The sequence below is a fragment of the Pseudomonas sp. KCJK8993 genome (assembly GCF_046230915.1).
GTDB classification, from domain to species: domain Bacteria; phylum Pseudomonadota; class Gammaproteobacteria; order Pseudomonadales; family Pseudomonadaceae; genus Aquipseudomonas; species Aquipseudomonas piscis.
The window spans coordinates 13,515-30,712 of the sequence record NZ_JBJJLO010000010.1 but is presented as its reverse complement, the minus strand read 5'-3'; the positions used below and the strand labels follow the sequence as shown (position 1 = coordinate 30,712).

Sequence of the window (17,198 nt, the reverse complement as noted above, 5' to 3'; positions counted from 1 at the left end):
CTAAATTTTGAATTCGACATACAAGGACTCGCCCATGAAAGCGCTCGGCAAAATCCTGGGTCTGGTAATTCTCGGGCTGTTACTGATCATCGTGGCTCTGGGCTTCGCCCTGACCCACCTGTTCGACCCCAACGACTACAAAGACGAAATCCGCCAGATCGCCCGGGACAAGGCCCACATCGAGCTGACCCTCAATGGCGACATCGGCTGGAGCCTGTTCCCCTGGCTCGGCCTGGAACTGCACGACGCCGGGGTGGCCACCCTGGCCAACCCCACCCAGCCTTTCGCCGACCTGCAGATGCTGGGCCTGTCGGTTCGCGTGCTGCCATTGCTGCGCCGCGAAGTACAGATGAGCGACGTCCGGGTCGAGGGGCTGAACCTGCGCCTGACCCGCGACAAGGACGGCCACGGCAACTGGCAGGACATCGGCAAGGCCGCGCCGGCCGACCGCCAGGCCGAGACGCCTGCCACCAGCACCGGCGAAACCGGCGAGGCTGCGGCCAGCGCGGAAAAACCCGCGCAGCCGATCCGCCTGGATATCGACAGCCTGACGGTGAACAACGCCCGGGTCGAATACAACGACGAACAGACCGGCAAGCAGTTCACCGCCGAGAGCATCCAGCTCAGCACCGGGCCGATCCACGAAGCCACCAACACTCCGGTCAAGCTCACCGCCTTCCTGGCCAGCAGCCAACCGGCGGTGCGCGTGCGCACCGAGCTCAACGGCGAACTGCGCTTCGACCGTGCCCTGCAGCGCTATCAGTTCGAGGACATGCGCTTGTCCGGCGAGGCGGCCGGCGACCCCTTGCAAGGCAAGACCCTGACCTTCTCCGCCCAGGGCCAGTTGCTGCTGGACAAGGCCGCCAACGTCGGCCAGTGGACCGGGCTGAAGCTCTCCCTCAACCAGCTGCGGGCCCTGGGCGAACTCAAGGTCAATGACCTGGACAAGACGCCGCAGATCAGCGGCGGAATCTCCATCGCCCAGTTCGACCTGGCGAAATTCGTCGACAGCATCGGCCAGACCCTGCCGGCCATGGCCGAGGGCAGCCTGAGCAAGGTCGAGCTGGCCAGCCGCCTGCAAGGCACCCCCACCAGCCTGGCCCTGGAAGATCTCGCCCTGAAGCTCGACGACAGCACCTTCAGCGGTCGCCTGGCCATCGAGGACTTCGCCAAGCAAGCCCTGCGAGCCCAGCTCAAGGCCGATACCTTCAACGTCGACCGCTACCTGCCGCCCAAGTCCGCGGCAGCCAACAGCGCCGCCGCGGCCCGCAAGGCCGAAGTACAGGGTAGCGAGGCGGCTGCCGCGGGCGGCACCACGCCGCTGCCCGACGCACCGACCAAGGGCGCCTGGAGCACCGATCGCCTGCTGCCGGTGGAACGCCTGGCCCAGCTCGACGTCGACGCCGACCTGAACTTCGGCCAACTGACCCTGGACAAGCTGCAGATCCAGAATGCCGCGCTCAAGGCTTCCGGCCAGGATGGCCTGTTGAAACTCGCCAACCTGCGCGGCGAGCTGTTCAACGGCAGCTTCGAGGCCAATGGCACCCTGGACGTGCGCCAGAGCACCCCGAAACTGAGCCTGCAGACCCGGATCAACCGGGTGCCGGTGGAGCGCATCCTGGAAAACCAGGGCCAGAACCCTCCGGTCAAGGGCCTGGTCACCCTGAGCAGCAACCTCACCGGCAACGGCAACAGCCAGAAGGCGCTGATCGACAGCCTCAACGGCACCGCCAGCTTCGCCATCAACAACGGTGTGCTGCTCAACGCCAGCATCGAGCAACAGCTGTGCCAGGGTATCGCCGTGCTCAACCGCAAGAACCTGACCAGTACCCCGCGCGGCAAGGACACCCCGTTCCAGGAGCTCAAGGGCAACCTGACCTTGCGTAATGGCGTGGCCAGCAACCCGGACCTGAAGGTGCGCATCCCCGGCATGACCGTCAACGGCAACGGCGACATCGACCTGCGCGTGCTGGGCCTGGACTATCGCGTGGGCATCGTCGTCGAAGGCGACCTGAGCGATAACCCGGACCCGGCCTGCCAGGTGGGCGAGCGCTTCCGTGGCATCGAGCTGCCGCTGCGTTGCCGTGGCCCGCTGGAGCTGGGCGCCAAGGCCTGCCGCCTGGACAAGGACGGCCTGGGCCAGGTGGCCGCCAAGCTGGCCGGCGACCGCCTCAAGGAAAAGATCGACGAGAAACTCGGCGACAAGGTCAGCCCGGAACTGAAGAACGCAATCAAGGGGCTGTTCAAGCGATGAGAGCCGAGGCTTTTTCCAGCGCGGTGCTGGATTGGTATGACCGTCACGGGCGCCACGACCTGCCCTGGCAACAGGACATCAACCCGTATCGGGTCTGGGTCTCGGAGATCATGCTGCAGCAGACCCAGGTCAGTACAGTGCTCAACTACTTCGACCGCTTCATGGCCTCCCTGCCCACGGTGCAGGCCCTGGCCGAGGCACCGGAAGACGAAGTGCTGCACCTGTGGACCGGCCTGGGCTACTACACCCGGGCGCGTAACCTGCAGAAGACCGCGAAGATCGTGATGGCCGAATACGGCGGCGAATTTCCCCGCGACGTGGAAAAACTCACCGAGCTGCCAGGCATCGGGCTGTCCACCGCCGGGGCCATCGCCAGCATCAGCATGGGCCTGCGGGCGCCGATCCTCGATGGCAACGTCAAGCGGGTCCTGGCGCGCTTTACCGCCCAGGAGGGCTACCCGGGGGAACCCAAGGTGGCCAAGCAGTTGTGGGCGACCGCCGAACGCTTCACGCCCCACTCGCGGGTTAACCACTACACCCAGGCAATGATGGACCTGGGGGCGACCCTGTGCACCCGTAGCAAGCCCAGCTGCCTGCTGTGCCCCCTGGAGCGGCACTGCGAAGCGCACATGCTCGGCCTGGAAACCCGCTATCCGGTGCCCAAGCCACGCAAGGAAGTCCCCCAGAAACGCACCCTGATGCCCATGCTGGCCAACCGCGAAGGCGCCATCCTGCTCTACCGCCGCCCTTCCAGCGGCCTCTGGGGCGGGCTCTGGAGCCTGCCGGAACTCGATGACCTGGACGACATCCAGCACCTGGCCCTGCAACACTCCCTGGAGCTGGGTCAACACCAGCAGATGCCCGCCCTGGTACACACCTTCAGCCACTTCCAGCTGGCCATCGAACCCTGGCTGATCCGGGTCGAAGAGTCGGCCCTGCACGTCGCCGAGGCCGACTGGCTCTGGTATAACCTCGCCACCCCGCCGCGCCTGGGCCTTGCCGCCCCGGTGAAGACACTGCTCAAACGCGCGGCTGAAGTATTGAATGCAGGAGAGTCGTCATGACACGCACCGTAATGTGCCGCAAATACCAAGAAGAACTGCCAGGCCTGGAACGTCCGCCGTACCCGGGCCCCAAGGGCCAGGATATCTACGAGCACGTCTCGGCCAAGGCCTGGGGCGACTGGCAGAAGCACCAGACCCTGCTGATCAACGAAAAGCGCCTGAACATGATGAACGCCGAGGATCGCAAGTTCATCCAGGCGGAAATGGACAAGTACTTCTCCGGCGAGGAATACGCCAAGGCCGAAGGTTACGTGCCGCCAGCGGAGTAAAACCGCTGCAAATCCGGGGGCGGATCGTAAGCGGCGGTAATAATTAAACTTTTTTTCAAAACTTGCTTGACGCCCCCCTGAAAAACCCGTTTAATGCGCCCCGTTGCCCAGATAGCTCAGTCGGTAGAGCAGGGGATTGAAAATCCCCGTGTCGGCGGTTCGATTCCGTCTCTGGGCACCAAATACCGAAAACCCTGAATCGAAAGATTCAGGGTTTTTTTATGCCCGGCATTCGGCGCCATCAGGCTCAGGCCTCAAGACTGCGCTCAATAGCTATCCCAATGAACGTTGAGATCGCGCCGGGCGCTAGCGGCGACATCGATAGTGCTACGCCGCTCCAGGCCCTTGCGGGTAGTCACGACCTGGAACTTGCCGGGGGGCAGCTGCACATAGACGATCGGCCCCACCCCGGCCAGGTTCAGCAGGGAATGCCCCTGGGCATTCTCGATCGCCACGTCCACATCCGAGGTGTACTGGTTCTGCGGGCCGACGGAAAACGTCAGGTGCAGGTTGTAGCCCGTCACCTGCTGGATGGCCCGCGACTCATCCAGGCCGATCCCACCGTTGAGGTAGGCGATGCCGTTTTGCTGTTGCGGCACCAACTGGACGCCGGCCGGATCGATCGGCTCGCTGCTGGCGACAGCGCCCAGTACGCTGGACGATGCCAACGCAAGCAGCAACACGGCGAGCGCCGACATGATACGAATGGAAGAGCATTTCATGATGACCACTCCCGGGTTCGTTACGAACCACTGCAATGGGACGCCACCATCAAGCCTCCAGCCCCAGGATCGGTAGCGCCCGGGTCTCCCCTATTGCATCTCGAATGGCCGAGCCACGACAGCCTTGCACAGCCGGCCCGCCTCAAGCTCCCAAGCCCCAGTGTACGCCCCGATGCCGATGGCTTTAGACCGATTCGGCACCACGGCTTGAGCAAAGACGCCTAAGGCCGCCTCAGTCCGCCCCTGCCTCCATCAGCCCCTGGAGCGCCGCGTCGGCCTCGGCCCGCTGCACCGGGGTCGGCCCGGCGGCGAACCGGCTGCGCCCTTGGTCCAGGGCCAGGTAGGCGTTGTCGCCATCGCCCCAGATGTAGGAGTAGATGAACAGGAAGCTGTCGGAGTCGGGCTGGCAGAAGGCGGCGACGCCACGCAAGGGCGCCAGCAGTTGGATCATCTCGCCATAGTTGTCGGTGAATTCCAGCAAGGCGAACTGCCAGCGGCCAGCCTTGGGGTCATAACGTGAATACGCACCGGGGCCCATCCAGATCTCCACCGCTTCCTGCAGGCTCCGCGCCCCGGAGTCGCGCAACGACTCGGCATCCACCAGGCCCGGGCCGTACATCTGCTTGCTGTTGAACCATTGCTGCCAGTCGCCATAGGCCAGTGCCGGGCGCGGCGTCGCTGCCATGGCCTTGGCATAGTCTTCCGGCGTCATGTTGCAGCGCAGATAGACCGAAGACGGCTCGTTCGCCCGCACCTGTCCGCCAGCGGTCATGAGCACCGCCAGCACCAGCCCCTTCCATGAGCACCACCGCATCATCGTCATTCCCGATCCTTGCAAAAAAAGAGCGCCAGCATACCTTTGCGCCGCCAATGACAGGCCACGGCGTTATCACGAAGGGCCTCTCGCAGAGTAAAGTGACCATCGCCTCGCAAAGGAACGGCCCGCAGTGAACCAGAAACGAACCCGCATCCCCCTGCCCCACCCCAAGCCCGGAAAGACCGGCAAGGGCGCCTGGGTATTCCTGCTGATAGGCAGCGTGCTGCTGGCAGTCACCGCACTGCTGGGCTGGACCCTGGCGAGCGCGCTGCAGGACGGCCTGATCGTCACCCGCAACCGCGCCGGACCGAAACTCGCCTACAGCCAGGCACAACAGCCCACCCAGTTCTATGGCGAGCTGCTCTGGCAATGCGCCAGTACCCTGTTGCTGGGCGCACTGGCCGTAGCCACGCTGTGGATCGGCCGGGTATTAATGGGCACCGACAAACGCCGCCGCTGAACCTGAACCCCTCACTTCGGCCATCCAGGAACAACCTCCCATGTCCCTGTTGTCATCCCCCGAACTGCCCGTCTCGGCCCCCGCCAAGGTCAAGCCTGCCAGCGGTCCCTGCGAGAGTTTCAACGAACCTGCCGCAGACGGCTTGCTGATTGGCGGCTTTGCCTGGCGCCATGCCCAGCCTGATCCTCAGCGCCCGGTGGTGATCATCAGCGCCGCCACCTCGGTGCGCTGCCGCTACTATTTTCGCTTCGCCGATTATCTGTTCGCCCACGGCTTCGACGTCATGACCTATGACTACCGTGGCATCGGCGAATCGCGACCAGCCTCGCTCAAAGGCTTCAAGGCTTCCTGGTCGGACTGGGGCACCCTGGATTTCGAAGCCATGCTGCAACGCGCCCAGCGTGAATTCCCCGGCCAACCGATCGACGTCGTCGGCCATAGCTTCGGCGGTTGCGCGGCAGGCCTGGGCACCTCGGCGGGATTGATCCGGCGCATGGCGACCATGGGCGCGCAGTTCGCCTACTGGCGAGACTACGCCCCGGCGGAACGCTGGCGGATGCTGGGCAAATGGCATGTGGCGATGCCCCTGCTGACCCGCCTCTATGGCTATTTTCCCGGCAAGCGCCTGGGGTGGATGGAAGACACCCCGGCCGGGGTGGTCCGCGACTGGAGCACCCCGCACCCACGCTACGAAGGGCGCCCCAGTGGCCGCAAGATCGCCGCCCAACGCAATGGCCAGCCTTTCGCCCATGTCACGGCACCGATCCTGGCCATCAGCCTCAGCGACGATCCGTTCGGCACCGTGGCCGCCATCGAACGCCTGCTGGGCTATTTCCACAACAGCCCATGCACTCACCTGCGCATTACCCCGCAAGACATCGGCGAAACCGAAGTCGGCCACTTCGCGTTCTTCCACAGCCGTTTCGAGACCCGGCTGTGGCCGATCATCCTTGGCTGGCTACGCCACGGCGAACTGGATAGCCGCAGCCCGGGGCGCATCATCCCCAGGAACTGAGCCCCGGCAGGCACCGCCTCCCGGCCGAAGGCAGGTGCCCCACCGCCGATTTACTGGCATCCTTGCCCGCCTCACCGACCGCCACTGCACGGCGGCCATGCGATACACCTTCAGGCAACCAGGTAGCACGCCCATGGCATCTGCGAACAAGCAACACAAAAGGGCCCAGCGGGCGAAAACCAAGGCCAAGCAAAACCGCGCCAAGCGCACTGCACCGGCCTCGGAACTGGACCTCGATCCCAACGACAGCCGCATCGACTTCGAATCGGTGGACCTGACCGAGCTGTTCGTGAAAATGCGCGACGCCGAGAAAACCAGCCAGCAGGCCATGTGCGCGGCGTTCCTGGCGGACCCGTTGCTGGAACTGGTGTATGAGCAGGAGGGCGAACAAGGCGCCACCGACTTCATCCTCGCGGCGCTGATCGAATACCGTAACTGGTCCACCGAGGCCGACGAAGCCACTGCGCTGGCCTGGATCGAATCCGAGGCCTTCCAGGTCGACTACCTCGCCGCTTCCCAGGCCCTGTTCAGCAAGGAAGGCTGAACGAGCGGCAAGAAAAAAGGGCGCATCCTGTGGATGCGCCCTTTTGCATTTCAGCTACTAGAGCTACCTGATACTCAGGCCGCTTCCAGCCGTGGGATTTCCATGCCGATGCGCGAGCTGGCGAAATTCAGGTCACCGCTGGCGATGGACTGGGCCTTGAAGCCGGCGCCGATCAGGTCACGGACGAACAGCTTGTTGTAGATGAACATGAACACCAGGTTGCTCAGGCCGAAAGTGAACATGGACAGCAGGAACATGATCGCTGCCCATTTCCAGTCGGCGCGAAACAGGGCCGGGATGAAACCGAAGAAGAACACGGTCCAGGAGAAACCGACTGGCGCTTCCTTGATGGCCCCGGTGTTCGGGTTTTTGAAGATGATTTTGGTGAACGCCATGTGCGTCTCCTTGCCGCCCCGTTATGAGGAACCAATGACCGGGCGATCACCATTGGAACCAGTGCTAGGTTCTTCGGGCAGGGACCATCGACCACGCCAAGGGCGAGTGCAAACCGGTCAAGAGCTGGAAAGGCGAGGCGTTTCAAGGGAAAGCGGCGGATCCGCAGGTTCCGACAAGCGTTCAATCCCTTGTACAACAGCGCTATTCCATAGCTCCTCTCACGCTGGCACGCAAGAGCTCTTATCGAAGAGCGCGCAGGCTACTATTTCACCTGCATGCTGTCCATGAAACCTCATGTAACAAGTCACAAATCCAATAAAAACGGCCTCTGTCTATATCGACAACGGTCTTTTTGGCTTCCAGGCGATCAATTGATCCGCCCCGGCGCCCAGGCTCGACCGGCGCGTCCCCGTATACCGCTACAGCGACGCCGACAGCCCTACGCCAGACCCGGTGCCGGGGGTCCTCGCTTCCAGGAACAAGAAAAGACTAACTCCACCCGGCCCGGGTTCGTTCTCGCAAAAAGGCGGTCTCGCAGCACGCCTTGATTACCCAGGCCATAAAGGCAGGTACAGAGCCAACAGCCCGGGACCACACCTTTCCGAAAAGATCGGCAACCCATTGAACTCGATGGCTTTTTTCCAGGTCATTGCTCGGCATTACAGCCATCAGCCGCCCTCGTCCGGCAAAAACACGGTCAAAACGCGTGGGATACCCAATTAACCGACAGATCCATGACCTTTGGCCCGTTAACCCTTCCAACACCCGGCCAAAGCTGGCACCATCGCGCCTTTTTTTACGCGACACCCGCCGGATCCAGGGTTCAAACGGGCGTTCGGTTGTTGATGGGGCGACAGTCAGCTGTGCCGATGCGACAACCTGCCACACGTCGCTCGTTTACCTCCGGCAGCGCTGTTGGCTGCGATTCGAACCCTATGCTAGCTTGGCGCCTCGCCAGGAAGGCCGCCCAACAGCAGGAGCACATTGAACTCTATGAGGACCGCACATGGCTGAGGCCACGCCCGCGCTTGAAATCCGCAACTTGCACAAACGCTACGGCTCACAGGAGGTACTCAAGGGTATCTCGCTGACCGCTCGCGACGGTGACGTGATATCGATCCTGGGTTCCTCCGGTTCCGGCAAGTCCACTTTCCTACGCTGCATCAACCTGCTGGAAAACCCGCACCAGGGCCAGATCCTGGTAGCCGGCGAAGAGCTCAAGCTCAAGGCCGCGAAGAACGGCGAGCTGATCGCCACCGACAGCAAGCAGATCAACCGCCTGCGCAGCGAAATCGGTTTCGTATTCCAGAACTTCAATCTCTGGCCGCACATGAGCGTGCTCGACAACATCATCGAGGCACCGCGTCGCGTGCTGGGCCAGAGCAAGGCCGAGGCCATCGAGGTGGCCGAGGCCCTGCTGGCCAAGGTCGGCATCGCCGACAAGCGCCACGCCTACCCGGCCCAGCTCTCCGGCGGCCAGCAACAACGCGCCGCCATCGCCCGGACCCTGGCGATGCAACCCAAGGTCATCCTGTTCGACGAGCCGACCTCGGCCCTGGACCCGGAAATGGTCCAGGAAGTCCTCAATGTGATCCGCGCCCTGGCCGAAGAGGGCCGCACCATGTTGCTGGTCACCCATGAAATGAGTTTTGCCCGCCAGGTCTCCAGCGAAGTGGTGTTCCTGCACCAGGGTCTGGTAGAAGAGCAAGGTTCGCCCGAGCAGGTCTTCGAGAACCCGCTTTCGGCACGCTGCAAACAATTCATGTCCAGCAACCGCTAACGGAGCTAAACGCATGCAGAGCTATAAGAAAGTCCTCCTGGCCGCTGCCGTCACCCTGGCCTTCAGCGCCAGCGCCGCCGCCGAGACCCTGAAGATGGGCATCGAGGCAGCCTACCCTCCCTTCAACAACAAGGACGCCAGCGGCCAGGTCGTCGGTTTCGACAAGGACATCGGCGACGCTCTGTGCGCCAAGCTGAAGGTCGAGAAATGCGAAGTGGTCACCTCCGACTGGGACGGCATCATCCCGGCCCTGAACGCCAAGAAGTTCGACTTCCTGGTGTCCTCGCTGTCGATCACCGACGAGCGCAAGCAGGCGGTGGACTTCACCGATCCGTACTACTCCAACAAGCTGCAGTTCATCGCACCGAAGAAAGTCGATTTCAAGGTCGAGAAGTCCTACCTCAAGGGCAAGGTGATCGGTGCCCAGCGCGCGACCCTGGCCGGTACCTGGCTGGACGACCGCAACATGGAAGACGACTACGGCGTCAGCATCAAGCTCTACGACACCCAGGAAAACGCCTACCTGGACCTGCTCTCCGGTCGCCTGGACGGCATCCTGGCCGACAAGTACGTGCAGTACGAATGGCTCAAGAGCAAGGACGGCCAGAACTTCGAGTTCAAGGGCGAGCCCGTGGTCGAAAGCGACAAGATCGGTATCGCCGTGCGCAAGGGCGACCCACTGCGTGAGCGCCTGAACAAGGCCCTGGTCGAGATCAAGGCCGACGGTACTTACAAGAAGATCAACGACAAGTACTTCCCTTTCAGCATCGAATGATCCTGCATTGCCCGGCCGGCGCACTCCCCTGAGTGCGCCGCTCTCCTGCAACGCCTTGCGATATGACTAGACCATGAATCTCGACCTATACGGATTCGGCCCGGCGCTCGCCGCCGGTGCGCTGATGACCGTCAAACTGGCCCTGGCCGCCCTATGCCTGGGGCTGGTGCTCGGCCTGGCCGGCGCACTGGCCAAGACTTCGCCCTACAAGCCCCTGCAATGGCTGGGCGGTGCCTATTCGACCGTGGTGCGCGGCGTTCCGGAATTGCTCTGGGTCCTGCTGATCTATTTCGGCACGGTGAACGGGATGCGCGCCCTGGGCGAGTTCCTCGGTTACCCCGAACTCGAACTCAACGCCTTCGCCGCCGGGGTCATCGCCCTTGGCCTGTGCTTCGGCGCCTATGCCACCGAAGTGTTCCGTGGAGCGCTGCTGGCGATTCCCAAGGGTCATCGTGAGGCCGGCATGGCCCTGGGCCTGTCCAAGCGGCGTATCTTCACCCGGCTGATCATGCCGCAGATGTGGCGCATCGCCCTGCCGGGCCTGGGCAACCTGTTCATGATCCTGATGAAGGACACCGCGCTGGTCTCCGTGATCGGCCTGGAAGAGATCATGCGTCACGCGCAGATCGGCGTGACCGTCACCAAGCAGCCCTTTACCTTCTTCATGGTCGCGGCCTTCATGTACCTGGGCCTGACCATCATTGCCATGACCGCCATGCACTTCCTGGAAAAACGTGCCGCTCGCGGCTTTGCGAGGAGCACGCAATGAACTGGGAAGTGATCATCAAGTGGCTGCCGAAACTGGCCCAGGGCGCCACCCTGACCCTGGAACTGGTAGCCATCGCCGTCATCGCCGGCCTGCTACTGGCCATTCCCCTGGGCATCGCCCGCTCGTCCCGCCTGTGGTACGTGCGCCTGCTGCCCTACTGCTACATCTTCTTCTTCCGCGGTACTCCGCTGCTGGTGCAGCTGTTCCTGGTCTACTACGGCCTGGCGCAGTTCGACAGCGTGCGTGAAAGCGCCCTGTGGCCCTACCTGCGCGATCCGTTCTGGTGCGCCACCGCCACCATGACCCTGCACACCGCGGCCTATATCGCCGAGATCCTGCGGGGTGCGATCCAGGCCGTACCGCCGGGTGAAATCGAAGCGGCGCGGGCCCTGGGCATGTCCAAGTCCAAGGCACTGTTCTACATCATCCTGCCGCGCGCCGCGCGGATCGGCCTGCCGGCCTACAGCAATGAAGTGATCCTGATGCTCAAGGCCAGCGCCCTGGCCAGCACCGTGACCTTGCTGGAACTGACCGGCATGGCCCGGACCATCATTGCCCGGACCTACCTGCCGGTGGAGATCTTCTTCGCCGCGGGGCTGTTCTACCTGCTGATGGCCTACATCCTGGTGCGCGGCTTCAAGCTGCTGGAGCGCTGGTTGCGGGTCGAGGCCTGCCAGGGCCGTTGAGCCCTCCCGCTCCCGCCAGGGAGCGGGCCTGCCCCGGATTCGTCACCATGCCCGCCATCCTCCAAGGCCCTGCACTACTGAACCGCTTCCAGGCCTTGGATGCCTTTCTCCTGGAGCACCAGGGGCTCTGGCGCCCACGCCCGTTCCAGCATCTGCAACTGCCCTGGGAAGCCCGTTATCCCGAACTCGCCCTGTGGCTGCGCCAGCGCTCCCTGGCAGACGCCGAAAGCGCCCACAATCACCCGGAACAGCTGGACGCGCCCGCCCCCTTCGCCCAGTTGGCGGCCCAGTCGCGGGCCCTGGCCGAGCTGACGGAGCTGCCCGCCAGCGACCTACCGGCCATGCGAGCGCGGCTGAATGTCGATGTGCCCGGACGCAAATGGCAGCAGATCGAAGCCTTCGCCGCCCGCCTGCAATTCGACCAGACTCCGGCCCACTGGCTCGACTGGTGTTCCGGCAAGGGCCACCTGGGGCGGCGCCTGCTGCAACCGGGGCAATGCCTGACCTGCCTCGAATACGACCCGGCGCTGGTGGCCAGCGGCGAACGACTGAGCCGCCACCATGGCCTGGCCGCCCGCCATGTGCAGCAGGATGTGCTGGCCGATACGGTCGCCGCGCAGTTGGGTGCCGAGCACAGCCCGGTGGCGCTGCATGCCTGCGGCGACTTGCACGTGCGCCTGATGCAGCTCGCCAGCCAGGCCGGCTGCCGCCAGCTGGCCATCGCCCCGTGCTGCTACAACCGCACCAGCGCCAGCCAGTACCAGGGTTTATCCACAGCCGGCCAGGCGTCCGTCCTGCAACTGTCCCTGGACGACCTGGGCCTGCCCATGAGCGAGACCGTGACCGCCGGCGCCCGGGTCCGGCGCCAGCGCGACCAGTCCATGGCCTGGCGCCTGGGCTTCGACCTGCTGCAACGCCAGTTGCGAGGCGTCGACGATTACCTGCCGACGCCGTCGCTGCCCAGCCACTGGCTGGACAAGCCGTTCGCCGAATACTGCCGCGACCTGGCGGCTCTCAAGGCGTTATCCATAAGCGGTGCGCAAGACTGGCCGGCACTGGAAGCCGCCGGCTGGCAACGCCTGGCCCAGGTGCGCAACCTGGAACTGCTGCGCGGCTTGTTCCGCCGGCCGCTGGAGCTTTGGCTGGTGCTGGATCGGGGGATGTTCCTGGAGGACCAGGGTTACCAGGTACGCCTGGGGACCTTTTGTCCGGCGCCGCTGACCCCGCGCAACCTGCTGCTCCTGGCCCAGCGTTGAAGCCCTGCGACAGCCCGTCGCGACCTGTGGATAAGTCTGTTGATTAATGCCAGGCAAGTCCCGGTAAAACAGGGCGTGGAGCCCCCGCATGCAACTGGTCATTTTTTATTCACGAAAATAAACCATCGAAAAAACAGCCAGTTGCAAAAAGATGAGAATGATTTCACAGATTCGTCATCTGCCCGGTCGGAAAACCCATCCATTGTGCATAAGCGCCTGAGCGAAGCGGCATAACACCCCTCGCCCAGGCTGCGGCGGCTACTCGTCGGCCCGCGCCGGAATCCACCATTCCTCGCCCCGCGCCGTGCTGATGTACTCCGGCCAGCGGAAGTCGTGGGGCACCTGGAAGTCCTTGGGCAACAACGGTGCCTGCCAGCGACTGCCACCGATCCCGCCACCCGTGCGCTCGACGAACTCGGCCTTGGCCGCCGCCAGCAATGCCTCGTCGGTGAGCAAGTCCACCAGAGTCGCGGCGATGGTCTTGGCCGCCACTTCGATCATCGGGTCGATGGTCTGGCGAATCCCGCCCAGGGCGTTGGAGACCCAGTCCGGATAGACCACTCCCGGCGGCGCGCTGAGCATCGGCCGGGCCACCAGCAAGCGCACGGTCGGGCAGTACCAGGTGTATTCCGGGTAGTCGTCGGAGGTCAGGTGTTTCTGCCAGGCCGGCATTTGCAGGCGCAGCTGGCGCTCGCACTCCTGGGGTTCGATCAGCGCCTCGGTGGCCGGCAGAAAGGGCCGTTCCATGGCCTCAAGGCCCAGATTGCGCTGGATCTGGCGGGCGATCTCCCGGGCTTCTTCGTTCCACTGCGGGGCCCCCACCGCCGCCAGGTTGGCGTAGGTGGCCTGGGCCATGACATGGTTGGGCAGGCCACCGCGAGACTTGCACACCCAGGTCTTCTTCCAGCGGCAGCCGGTGGCCATGGCCGCCGCGGCGGCGTTGTTGTCCATGACCTGGGAAATGGTCTCGGCCTGCTCGATAGAGTCGCAACGCAGCAGGTACTGGATCTGCGACAAATGCGGCGGCAGGTTGTCGGCCGTGGCTTGGCCTGCGGTGAGGATCGCCTCGTTGTAGCTCCACAACCCGGTGAACGGCAGGGTCGAGCGCCGCAGGCTTTCGTTGAGGGTGTAGAAATGCACCAGGGCATCGTTGGCCCCCGGGGCCCGGGCCGCCAGGTGGTTCTGCGGGATCGGGCTGTAGCGATCGGCGGCGATCCACTGCTCCGGCTCTTCGCAGGTGAAGCTGTAGATGTAGGCGTAGGCAATGCCGCAATGGGTGTCCCAGGTGGTGGTGTTGTTCAGCGGCAGCATGTAGGTCGGATGGAAGCTGATGGCCGCATCCAGGTCGTCGTAATAGCCCTTGGCAGCATGGACCGGCTTGGAGGCGCGGAGTTTTTCCGCCGGCTCGCCGAAGAAGCGGATGCTGCCCTGCAAGCCGAACTCCTGCATGGCCGCCTTGGCCGCCAGGGCCCCGCCCAGGGCACTGATGCCCAGGGCCGAGTGCGGGTCGGTATGCCCCGGGGCGAAGCGCGACAGGCCATCGCGGGGTTGCTTGCAGGTGGTGGCGGCCTGGCAGTTGCCCGGTACCGCATCGTACTCGCCATAGGTGGCCAGCAGCGGCCCCTGGCCCTGGCTGAAGGTGGCGCAGAAGGCGGTGGGCATGCCGCCGCTGCCACGCTCGACGGTGAAACCCTCGGCCTCCAGCAACGCCATGTACCAGGCACTGGACTTGTACTCGCGAAACGCCGGCTCGGCGTAGTGCCAGATCAGCTGGTGCCAGTCCGACAATTGCTGGCGGTGGCGTTCGACCCAATCCAGCGCGAATTCTTTGTAGCGCGACATCCTCGGCACTCCTGGTTATCCAGGTCCCGGCCAGTCACGAACTGGGCACATCGGCATCCACCCAGGCCGGCCGGACCTGTTGTTATGGGAATGGTCCGGTTGGCTCAGCCCGGATCGAGGGCCAGTATTGGTGAAGCGCTGGCTACATCAATCAAATTATTTCGCCAGCAATGGCCAAAAAAACTAACCAATTCCACGCTGCCGCGACCCATACTTCGGCGCGGCCTGGTGCATCCCAAGCATCTGTACACACCAGCCCGGATGCCTTCGAAAACCCGTTCTCCCGCCCCGGAGGTTGTATGCGTTTTCCCACGATCAGCGCCTTGCGCGCCCTCGATGCGGTCGCCCGGCTGGGCAGCGTGACCGCCGCCGCCCAGCAGTTGAGCCTGACCCGCAGCGCCATCAGCCACCAGATCATCAGCCTGGAACAGAGCCTGGGCTTCGCCCTGACCGAACGGGTCGGGCGCGGCATCGGCCTGACCCACCAGGGCCAGTGCTATGCCCGCGAGGTACGGCGCATCCTCGCCGACATCCAGGACGCCGGCCGGCTGTTCGATGGGCCGGCGGTGTCCGGCAAGTTGCGCATCAGTTGCAACCCGGGGTTCACCAGTTTCTGGCTGTGCAATCACATCAACAGCTTCCAGCGCCAATATCCCCAGGTACGGCTGCATGTGGTCAACCCGAGCTCCTGGGACGACACCCGCGACCCCGAGGCCGACCTGTTCATCACCTACGGTATCGGCGACTGGCCCGGGCTGCTGGTGGAGCCGATCTTCACCCTGCATTTCTCACCGGTGTGCAGCCCGCGCCTGGTCAACGCCATCGGTGGTTTGAAGACGCCCCAGGACCTGGCCGGCCTGCCCCTGATCCACATGAACGACACCAGCGACTGGCGCGCCTGGCTGGCCGCTGCCGGGGTCGACCAGGTCGACGCGGACAGCGGCATCACTTTCTCCGACGCCCACTGCGCGCAGTCGGCGTGCATCGCCGCCCAGGGCGTGGCCATCGGCGACAGCCTGCTCAGCGGCAACGCCCTGGCCCGGGGGCTGCTGGTGCGGCCGTTCAATATCGCCATCAGCGCCCGGCGCGGCTACTTCCTGGCGATCGATCCGGCCAAGGCTGAAAGGCCTGCGGTGCGGGCCTTCTCGTCGTGGCTTAAATACCAGCTGCAAAACACCACCCAAGGCATCACCGACAGCTTGCTGATCAAGCCTTGAACCTGGGCGAAGGCAGCAGCGGCAACTTGGCCAATGGATAATTTCACTCACCAATGACGCAAAAATTATTCCATTGATGTGCCGTTGCTTTTGCCAATAATGAGCCGACCGCCTGCTGTTCCAACAATAAAAACTCCACAGCGCAGGTCGGCTTTTGCGGGAGAACTCTGTCGTGTCCAGCAGTCCTTCGACTCAACTCAGCGCCCAGGGAATCAGCCAGTACTACGGCAACTTCACGGCCCTGGACGGCATTGACCTCGACGTTCGCCAAGGCGAATTCCTCACCCTCCTGGGCCCCTCCGGCTCAGGCAAGACCACCCTGCTGATGATCCTCGCGGGCTTCCTTTCACCCAGCGCCGGCAAGCTCATGGAGCGTGGCATCGACATCAGCCGGCGCCCGGCGGAAAAACGCAACTACGGCATGGTGTTCCAGGGCTATGCGCTGTTCCCGCACATGAGCGTGGCCGACAACGTCGCGTATCCATTGCGCATCCGTGGGGTCAAGGCCGAGGAACGCCAGCGCCGGGTCAAGCACATCCTCGAAGTGGTGGGCCTGGGCGCCCACCTGCACAAGAAACCGTCCGAGCTCTCCGGTGGCCAGCAGCAACGGGTGGCCATCGCCCGGGCCCTGGTGTTCGAGCCGGACATGCTGCTGCTCGACGAGCCGCTCTCGGCCCTGGACAAGAACCTGCGCGAACAACTGCAAGCCGAGTTGCAGCGCATCCATCGCCAGGTGGGCACCAGCTTCGTGTTCGTCACCCACGACCAGGGCGAAGCGCTGGCCCTGTCGACCCGCATCGCCATCTTCAACCAGGGGCGCCTGGCGCAGATCGACTCGCCCCAGGACATCTACGACCGCCCCAGCAACCGCTTCGTCGCCGAATTCCTCGGCAAGATGAACCTGTTCCCGCTGCACGACATCTCCCGCAATGGCCGCCATGCCAGCGGCCGCTGCGGCGACGTCGCCCTGCACGCCGCGCTTCCCGGGGAACTGAGCAGCCAGCCGCAGTTGCTGGCGGTACGCCCCGAACACATGACGCTGCACACCGAGCGCCCGCAACCGGGCGAGCACAACGTGCTGCCGGCGCACCTGGGCGAACGGGTGTACCAGGGCTCCAGTACCCACCTGGCGCTGAACATCGCCCCGGAGCTGGCACCGGTGAACCTCTCGGTCCCCGGCGATCACCCCGGCGCCCGATTGCCCAGCGGCACCCCGGTGTGGCTGAGCTGGCCGGTACGCCACAGCTTCCTGCTGGAAGCCTGAGCCCCGCGATCAGTCAGGCCATTGTAGGAGCGAGGCTTGCCCGCGATGGACTGCAGAGCGCTGGGTTG

At 64.1% G+C, this 17,198-nt stretch carries 17 protein-coding genes and 1 tRNA gene; 14 read left to right on the top strand and 4 right to left on the bottom strand.

Going from position 1 to position 17,198, the window contains the following annotated elements:
- Positions 1-34: 34 nt before the first annotated feature.
- The 4 genes from ACK6AU_RS05525 (at position 35) to ACK6AU_RS05510 (ending at position 3,768) form a co-directional block, all read left to right on the top strand.
- A complete protein-coding gene (locus ACK6AU_RS05525) occupies positions 35-2,254 on the top strand; it encodes an AsmA family protein (RefSeq protein ID WP_409298163.1) in 2,220 nt (739 codons plus the stop codon).
- Positions 2,251-3,318 (top strand): A/G-specific adenine glycosylase, encoded by a 1,068-nt coding sequence (gene mutY, locus ACK6AU_RS05520; RefSeq protein WP_409298161.1) that lies wholly within the window; start codon positions 2,251-2,253, stop codon positions 3,316-3,318. The genes ACK6AU_RS05525 and mutY overlap by 4 nt, the downstream gene beginning before the upstream one ends.
- Complete coding sequence (locus tag ACK6AU_RS05515; RefSeq protein WP_185697345.1) at positions 3,315-3,587, top strand: oxidative damage protection protein; 273 nt, start codon at positions 3,315-3,317, stop codon at positions 3,585-3,587. Before mutY ends, ACK6AU_RS05515 begins: the two co-directional genes overlap by 4 nt.
- 105 nt (positions 3,588-3,692) lie before the next feature.
- Positions 3,693-3,768, top strand: a tRNA-Phe gene (locus ACK6AU_RS05510).
- Between the two features lie 85 nt (positions 3,769-3,853).
- Here the strand turns inward: ACK6AU_RS05510 and ACK6AU_RS05505 are convergent.
- Together ACK6AU_RS05505 and ACK6AU_RS05500 are read right to left on the bottom strand one after the other, a co-directional pair.
- Positions 3,854-4,309 (bottom strand): carboxypeptidase regulatory-like domain-containing protein, encoded by a 456-nt coding sequence (locus ACK6AU_RS05505; RefSeq protein WP_185697344.1) that lies wholly within the window; start codon positions 4,307-4,309, stop codon positions 3,854-3,856.
- Between the two features lie 232 nt (positions 4,310-4,541).
- Positions 4,542-5,132: a hypothetical protein gene (locus ACK6AU_RS05500; RefSeq protein WP_260497906.1), complete on the bottom strand. Its 591-nt coding sequence runs from the start codon at positions 5,130-5,132 to the stop codon at positions 4,542-4,544.
- A gap of 124 nt (positions 5,133-5,256) precedes the next feature.
- Here ACK6AU_RS05500 and ACK6AU_RS05495 point away from each other — a divergent pair, with 124 nt between their 5' ends.
- From ACK6AU_RS05495 to ACK6AU_RS05485, 3 genes are all read left to right on the top strand, one after another.
- Positions 5,257-5,586, top strand: a complete 330-nt coding sequence (locus ACK6AU_RS05495; RefSeq protein WP_185697343.1) for a hypothetical protein — start codon at positions 5,257-5,259, stop codon at positions 5,584-5,586.
- A 40-nt stretch (positions 5,587-5,626) separates the two neighbouring features.
- Entirely contained in the window at positions 5,627-6,601 is a 975-nt protein-coding gene (locus ACK6AU_RS05490; RefSeq protein ID WP_409298158.1) for an alpha/beta fold hydrolase, read from the top strand.
- Positions 6,602-6,734: 133 nt separating this feature from the next.
- Entirely contained in the window at positions 6,735-7,145 is a 411-nt protein-coding gene (locus ACK6AU_RS05485) for a hypothetical protein (RefSeq protein ID WP_185697341.1), read from the top strand.
- 74 nt (positions 7,146-7,219) lie between these two features.
- Here ACK6AU_RS05485 and ACK6AU_RS05480 read toward each other — a convergent pair whose 3' ends face one another.
- Positions 7,220-7,540: a hypothetical protein gene (locus ACK6AU_RS05480; protein ID WP_068589502.1), complete on the bottom strand. Its 321-nt coding sequence runs from the start codon at positions 7,538-7,540 to the stop codon at positions 7,220-7,222.
- Between the two features lie 1,007 nt (positions 7,541-8,547).
- Here ACK6AU_RS05480 and ACK6AU_RS05475 point away from each other — a divergent pair.
- The 5 genes from ACK6AU_RS05475 to ACK6AU_RS05455 all read left to right on the top strand — a co-directional run bounded on the left by ACK6AU_RS05475 (position 8,548) and on the right by ACK6AU_RS05455 (position 12,807).
- Positions 8,548-9,321, top strand: coding sequence for an ABC transporter ATP-binding protein (locus ACK6AU_RS05475; RefSeq protein ID WP_409298156.1), 774 nt, complete (start codon positions 8,548-8,550; stop codon positions 9,319-9,321).
- Between the two features lie 13 nt (positions 9,322-9,334).
- Positions 9,335-10,096 carry an ABC transporter substrate-binding protein gene (locus ACK6AU_RS05470; RefSeq protein ID WP_409298154.1) on the top strand — a complete coding sequence of 254 codons (762 nt, stop codon included), beginning with the start codon at positions 9,335-9,337 and terminating at the stop codon, positions 10,094-10,096.
- Positions 10,097-10,169: 73 nt separating this feature from the next.
- On the top strand, positions 10,170-10,865 hold the full coding sequence (locus ACK6AU_RS05465; protein WP_185697339.1) for an ABC transporter permease: 696 nt from the start codon (positions 10,170-10,172) through the stop codon (positions 10,863-10,865).
- Positions 10,862-11,551, top strand: coding sequence for an ABC transporter permease (locus ACK6AU_RS05460; protein ID WP_185697338.1), 690 nt, complete (start codon positions 10,862-10,864; stop codon positions 11,549-11,551). Before ACK6AU_RS05465 ends, ACK6AU_RS05460 begins: the two co-directional genes overlap by 4 nt.
- 47 nt (positions 11,552-11,598) lie before the next feature.
- A complete protein-coding gene (locus ACK6AU_RS05455) occupies positions 11,599-12,807 on the top strand; it encodes a methyltransferase (RefSeq protein ID WP_409298151.1) in 1,209 nt (402 codons plus the stop codon).
- Positions 12,808-13,065: 258 nt separating this feature from the next.
- Here ACK6AU_RS05455 and ACK6AU_RS05450 read toward each other — a convergent pair whose 3' ends face one another.
- A complete protein-coding gene (locus ACK6AU_RS05450; RefSeq protein ID WP_409298149.1) occupies positions 13,066-14,649 on the bottom strand; it encodes an amidohydrolase in 1,584 nt (527 codons plus the stop codon).
- Between the two features lie 299 nt (positions 14,650-14,948).
- On the opposite strand from ACK6AU_RS05450, the gene ACK6AU_RS05445 reads away from it, so the two are divergent.
- Entirely contained in the window at positions 14,949-15,866 is a 918-nt protein-coding gene (locus tag ACK6AU_RS05445; RefSeq protein WP_185697335.1) for a LysR substrate-binding domain-containing protein, read from the top strand.
- Positions 15,867-16,038: 172 nt separating this feature from the next.
- The gene (locus tag ACK6AU_RS05440) at positions 16,039-17,130 is read left to right on the top strand and encodes an ABC transporter ATP-binding protein (protein ID WP_409298147.1); all 1,092 of its coding nucleotides are present in this window, start codon (positions 16,039-16,041) and stop codon (positions 17,128-17,130) included.
- Positions 17,131-17,198 lie beyond the last annotated feature (68 nt).